Annotated in this window: 5 protein-coding genes; 1 reads left to right on the top strand and 4 read right to left on the bottom strand. The window is 48.8% G+C overall.

The features are described from left to right. The coding region (locus HUF13_RS16995; protein WP_173476213.1) for a DUF4418 family protein at positions 1 to 332 on the bottom strand (332 nt) is incomplete at its 3' end. A 221-nt stretch (positions 333 to 553) separates the two neighbouring features. On the opposite strand from HUF13_RS16995, the gene HUF13_RS16990 reads away from it, so the two are divergent. Continuing rightward, positions 554 to 1,858, top strand: coding sequence for an O-acetylhomoserine aminocarboxypropyltransferase/cysteine synthase family protein (locus HUF13_RS16990; protein WP_088658270.1), 1,305 nt, complete (start codon positions 554 to 556; stop codon positions 1,856 to 1,858). A 118-nt stretch (positions 1,859 to 1,976) separates the two neighbouring features. On the opposite strand, the gene HUF13_RS16985 is transcribed toward HUF13_RS16990, so the two are convergent. From HUF13_RS16985 to HUF13_RS16975, 3 genes are all read right to left on the bottom strand, one after another. After that, on the bottom strand, positions 1,977 to 3,341 hold the full coding sequence (locus HUF13_RS16985; RefSeq protein WP_173476212.1) for an aminotransferase class III-fold pyridoxal phosphate-dependent enzyme: 1,365 nt from the start codon (positions 3,339 to 3,341) through the stop codon (positions 1,977 to 1,979). A 112-nt stretch (positions 3,342 to 3,453) separates the two neighbouring features. Beyond that, positions 3,454 to 4,254, bottom strand: coding sequence for an ABC transporter ATP-binding protein (locus HUF13_RS16980; RefSeq protein WP_173476211.1), 801 nt, complete (start codon positions 4,252 to 4,254; stop codon positions 3,454 to 3,456). A gap of 95 nt (positions 4,255 to 4,349) precedes the next feature. Then, positions 4,350 to 5,175: ABC transporter permease (locus tag HUF13_RS16975; protein WP_304039353.1), on the bottom strand; the 826-nt coding region annotated here is incomplete at its 5' end.

Below are 5,175 nucleotides of genomic sequence, written 5' to 3'. Positions count from 1 at the left end.
ACAGCAAGCACCGGAGCCGTTACCGCATGGCACGCCATATGAGCATGCGGGCATGTTCCAACAATTACCGTAGGCACAAGCGAAACAAAAACTCCCACCACAAACGCTATCGCAGAAAAGACGATATGAGCCTTTTTCTTCAGGAGTCCAGCTGCAGCTACCGCAACAGCAAGCAGCACAAGTCCCAAGACGGCGTCAACCGTAGTCGAAGTACCGCAACGCATCGCGCCACCACCCATCGGATGGCAAACAGGCAAAATCAACTTGGTAAGTACAATCAGCAATACGCCGAAAATCAGATTAGCAACAACAAATACTTTGTACTGTTTCATGGCACTCTCCTTAAAAATTTTCGGTGCATAAATTAAAAAGGTATACCGAAAATGTCCAATACTATATCACTATGATTTGTTATAGGTTTTTATTATAACACAGACAAATTCAACAGCGCCGCGCTTATAGAAAAAATCAATAATTCGGCATAAGAATTAAGTATTGGACGCTATCAAAAACCACATCTATATTTGCTTTCAAAAAAATTAAGGAGAGTATAATGTCAAATCAATTTTCTTTTGATACGCTTAAATTGCACGCAGGCTATAATCCTGCTGAACACAACCACGCCGTTTCGGTGCCCATTTACCAGACAACCGCATTTACGCTCGACACCGTAAAGCGTAGCGATGATCTGTTTTATTTCGACAGCGCCGAAGCACTTTATACACGACTTTCTAATCCGACAACGGATGTACTTGACGCGCGCCTTACGGCACTCCACCCGGGAGCAACCGGAGCTGTCACGCTTTCTTCGGGCATGGCAGCGGTTACGTATTCGCTTTTGAACGTCACAGCAGGCAAAGGCAGAATCCTTGCAACAGCTCGTTCTTACGGTGGATCTTTCGATAGTTTCGAACAAATCTTCGGAGAGACGGGCGTCAAGTATGACATTGTAGAAAACCCTGACGATCCGGCAAATTTCGAGGCACTCGTTAAAGAAGACACCAAGGTAATCTACATCGAATCGATCACCAACCCGAACGCCACCATTCTGGATATCGAAGCGATCGCAAATATCGCCCACAAGCACGGAATCCCGCTGATTGTCGACAACACGGTGGCAACCCCCTACTTGTTGAATCCGTTTGATTTTGGCGCCGACGTGGTTGTTTATTCGGCCACCAAGGGCCTTACGGGTCACGGCAACGTGATTGCCGGTGCCATTGTAGAAAACGGCAAGTTCAACTGGAAAAACGGAAAGTTCCCACAGTTCGACGGCCAGCCGCATTTCTTGGTGTCGCAGCAGGGCGTACCCCGCAGTTTTTACGACGTGTTCCCGGATACGCCTTTCACCGGCCGTATCCGCGCCATTCACCTGAATTACCTGGGCGGTGCCATCGCCCCGTTCAATTCTTACCTGGTGCTTCTTGGAATTGAAACCCTTTCGGAACGTCTTTCGAAATCGGTAAAGTCTGCTGAAAAGATTGTAGAATTTTTGGAAACGCGCCCCGAAGTTTCTTGGGTCAATCACCCGCACGCAAAAAACAGCAAGTACAAGGCGCTCGCCGCCAAGTATTTCCCCAAGGGTGCCGGCGCAATCCTGAGTTTTGGCCTTAAAAAGAACGACCGCGCAACCATTATCAAGTTCTTGGAAGCCGTAAAAGTATTCAGTTTCCAGGCAAACATCGGTGACGCCCGTTCGCTCATTATCAACCCGTCTACAACCACCCACATCGAGCTCCCGGAACGCGCTCAGGAATTGGCCGATATCCATTCCGAAACTATTCGGCTTTCGATTGGTCTTGAAGACGTGAATGACTTGATTGCCGACCTGGAACAAGCCTTCGTCGCAATCCAATAGCGCGATTATAACCATAGTAAAACCTAAAAGGTGGCTGCATCAGCAGTCACCTTTAATTTATGGCACAAAGAAATTTAAATGGCGGACTCAATCGAGTCCCCCATGATAGAATTGGAGATTATTTTACTAAACCGTCGGCATATTCGCTAATCGCTTTGTCCAGGCGATCAAAGATTTCATCCAGCTGAGCTTCGTTGATAATCAGCGGAGGAGCCACAAGAATTGTAGAGCCGCCGCCCATCGTGAGAATACCGTAATCGTTGCGAAGTTTCGTGATGAAGTTTCCGAGGAAGGGTTCACCCGCTGCATTCTTGCGAATCACGTCCTTATGATCCTTGCTGTAGCTGAATTCGATGGCACCGAAGAGACCCACAGAACGCACGTCGCCAACGGAGGGGTGCTTTGCCTTGAGTTCCGCAAGCTTTTTCTTCAAAAGGGGCTCCTGCTTTTTCACGTTGCCCTTGACATCCAAGCGGAAGTATTCTTCGATACAGGCAATTGCCGCCGCAACACCGAGCGGATGCGCATTATAAGTAAGACCTGCCGTAAAGGCATTTTCCTCATAATAATTCGCAATGCGTTCGCTAATGAGCACGCCGCCAAGCGGAGCGTAGGCGCTATTCACGCCCTTCGCAAAAGTAATCAAATCCGGTTCCACGCCATCAGCCTGACAAGCGAACCATTCACCTGTACGCAAAAATCCACTCATGACTTCGTCGCACACCAGCAAGATTCCATACTTGTCGCAGATTTCGCGGACACCCTTCAGGTATCCCTTTGGATAAAGATAAACGCCGTTAGAGCCTGTGACTGATTCAATAAAGATGGCCGCCACCGATTCCGGGCATTCCTGCTGAATCTGGTATTCCAAGCGAGAAAGGAAATGCTTGGTCGCTTCTTCTTCGCTTGCAAATTTAATGTCGTAGCCGTAAAGATGCGGAGCCGGATACTTGATAAATCCAGGAATCGTCGGGAACAGCGAAGCGCGTTCGCTTTCGCCCGTCAAGCTCGACGCACCGTAAGTGCTTCCGTGGTAAGATTCATACTTCGAAAAAATCTTGTCGCGGCCCGTAAACGCCTTCACAAAACGGATGGCAAATTCATTCGCTTCGGAGCCACCCAGCGTAAACAGCACCTTTTTCATGTTCTTCGGCGCAATTTTTTCAATCAAGAGTTCGCTGAGTTCTCCCGCTTCGGCAAAGGCATGGCGCGGCGCAATGTAGGCCAAGCGTTCCACCTGCTTTTGCACCGCTTCAATAATGTGGCGGTTGTTAAAGCCGATATTTACGTTGACCAGTTCCGACGCGATATCGATGTATTCTCGACCTTCACCATCGTAAACATAAATGCCATCGGCATGGTCTACATAGAACGGCTTGTAATCTTTGTGAGGGGCGTTCGCGAAAGAGAACAGGTTATACTTTCTCGCCTTTTCGTAAGAGACGGCTTTTTCGCCAGATACATAATTTACATTATTTGACATTGTACTCTCCTTGATTTTTGTAACAAATATAGAAGCGGCTTCTCCGCATGTCCAATACTTAATTTTTAGCGTTCGCTATAAAAATTCTTTATAACAACATAAGTCGCAACGATTAAATCACGTATTCCGGCGCCGTATTGGAACGAGCAAGATTAAAGCGCTCCAAAATATTGCGGCGTTTTTCCAGGAACTGCGCCGAGCCTCTTTCACGAGGGAAGCAGTCGCGAATTTCAAGCACCTCGCTAATGCGTCCCGGACGCGGCGTCATAATCACGATACGGTCAGACAGATAAAGCGCTTCGTCAATATCGTGAGTCACCAGAATCATCGTGGTATTGCGTTCCTTTCGAAGTTCCAAAAGCAAGTTCTGGATGTCGGCACGGGTAAATGAATCCAGCGCCCCCATGGGTTCATCGAGCAACAAGATTTCCGGGTCGTTAATCAACGCACGCGCAATTGCCACGCGCTGCGCCATACCGCCACTAATTTGGTGCGGAAAATTCTTCTCGAATCCGCCAAGACCGATTTTCTCAATAAATTCGTGAACCTTGCCTTTATTCTGCTTGTAGACTCCACGAATCTTGAGGCCCATCGCAATGTTATCTTCTACGGTAAGCCACGGAAAAAGGCAACCTTGCTGGAACACGTAACCGCGCCTGGAATCAGGCCCATGCACCGGTTCGCCATCAAGAATAATCTTGCCGTCTTGAACAGGATCGAGCCCCGCAATCAAGCGCAAAAGCGTCGTTTTACCGCAACCCGATGCACCCAGAATCGAAATGAATTCGCCCTCAAAAACAGAAAGATTGATATCTTTCAAAATCTGCCGCGGTTCGCCCGTACGTTCATCGATAAAGGAGCGATTTACGTCGCGAATCTTCAAGATTTTTTCTTTATCTAAAATATCCATCATCAACGCCTCCTATCGCACGACGCCTTTCTGCCAGCGAAGCACATAACGCTGTACCACACCAACCACCTTCAAAATCGCCGAGAACAGCACGGCCATCACAACAATCGCCGCAAACACCTTGTGTAACCAAGACCACCCGGTTGCCCCATCATTTCGGCCATCACGAGCGTAGTAAAGCCAAACGCAGCCGCCGTCATAATGCCCGTAAAAATCTGCGGCATCGCATGGGGAATCGCAATATGAAAAATCTGGTACAGTTGCCCCGCGCCAAAAGTACGCGAAAGTTCAAACAGCGATTTCGGCGTACCCTGCACCCCGTCAGCCGTCATAGTCGCCACCGGGAACCAGGAGCAAATCGCGATCAAGAAAGTCGCCGCCGCAAACGAAGTCGGAAAAAGCGTCAGCGCAAAAGGCATCCACGCCACCGCCGGAATCACGCCGCAAATGTTGAGCACCGGCAAAATCCAGTAACGAGCCTTCGGATACCAACCAATCAGTACCCCTGTCAGCACGCCCGTCACCACGCCCACCGAAAATCCGGCCACAAAAAGGCGCAACGAATAAAGCGTATTCTGCCAAATGAATTTGGTATCGCCAATAAAGGCGTCCATAATAATCGCAGGCCCCGGGAAAAACGGTTGCGGTAAAAACAGCAACTTGGTCCCGAGAATATCCCACGCCGCAAGCGCCAAGCCAACCGCGAAACGGAACTTCGCGCCCGCGAAAAATTTTGCCACCTTATCTGCACTCGCCTTGCGGACAAACAGCACCACCGTATAGACCGCGTAATAGGCAATAATGGCAAGCAAAACTAAGCGGTATGCCAAATTGTCGTCAACTCTAAACCCGCCAAAAACATATTCCTTGATTCGCACATTTTCGGCCACCTGCGGAAAAAGCAAGTTTACCAAGAAGGCAATC

Source organism: Fibrobacter succinogenes (assembly GCF_902779965.1).
Classification (GTDB): domain Bacteria; phylum Fibrobacterota; class Fibrobacteria; order Fibrobacterales; family Fibrobacteraceae; genus Fibrobacter; species Fibrobacter succinogenes_F.
The sequence above is the reverse complement of the archived record's forward strand: the minus strand, read 5'-3'. Positions and strand labels throughout refer to the sequence as shown.

Bases quoted from the DNA above. Each gene is read 5' to 3' on its own strand.
- HUF13_RS16990 (WP_088658270.1), top strand. From the start codon at position 554: ATGTCAAATCAATTTTCTTTTGATACGCTTAAATTGCACGCAGGCTAT.
- HUF13_RS16985 (WP_173476212.1), bottom strand. From the start codon at position 3,341: ATGTCAAATAATGTAAATTATGTATCTGGCGAAAAAGCCGTCTCTTAC.
- HUF13_RS16980 (WP_173476211.1), bottom strand. From the start codon at position 4,254: ATGATGGATATTTTAGATAAAGAAAAAATCTTGAAGATTCGCGACGTA.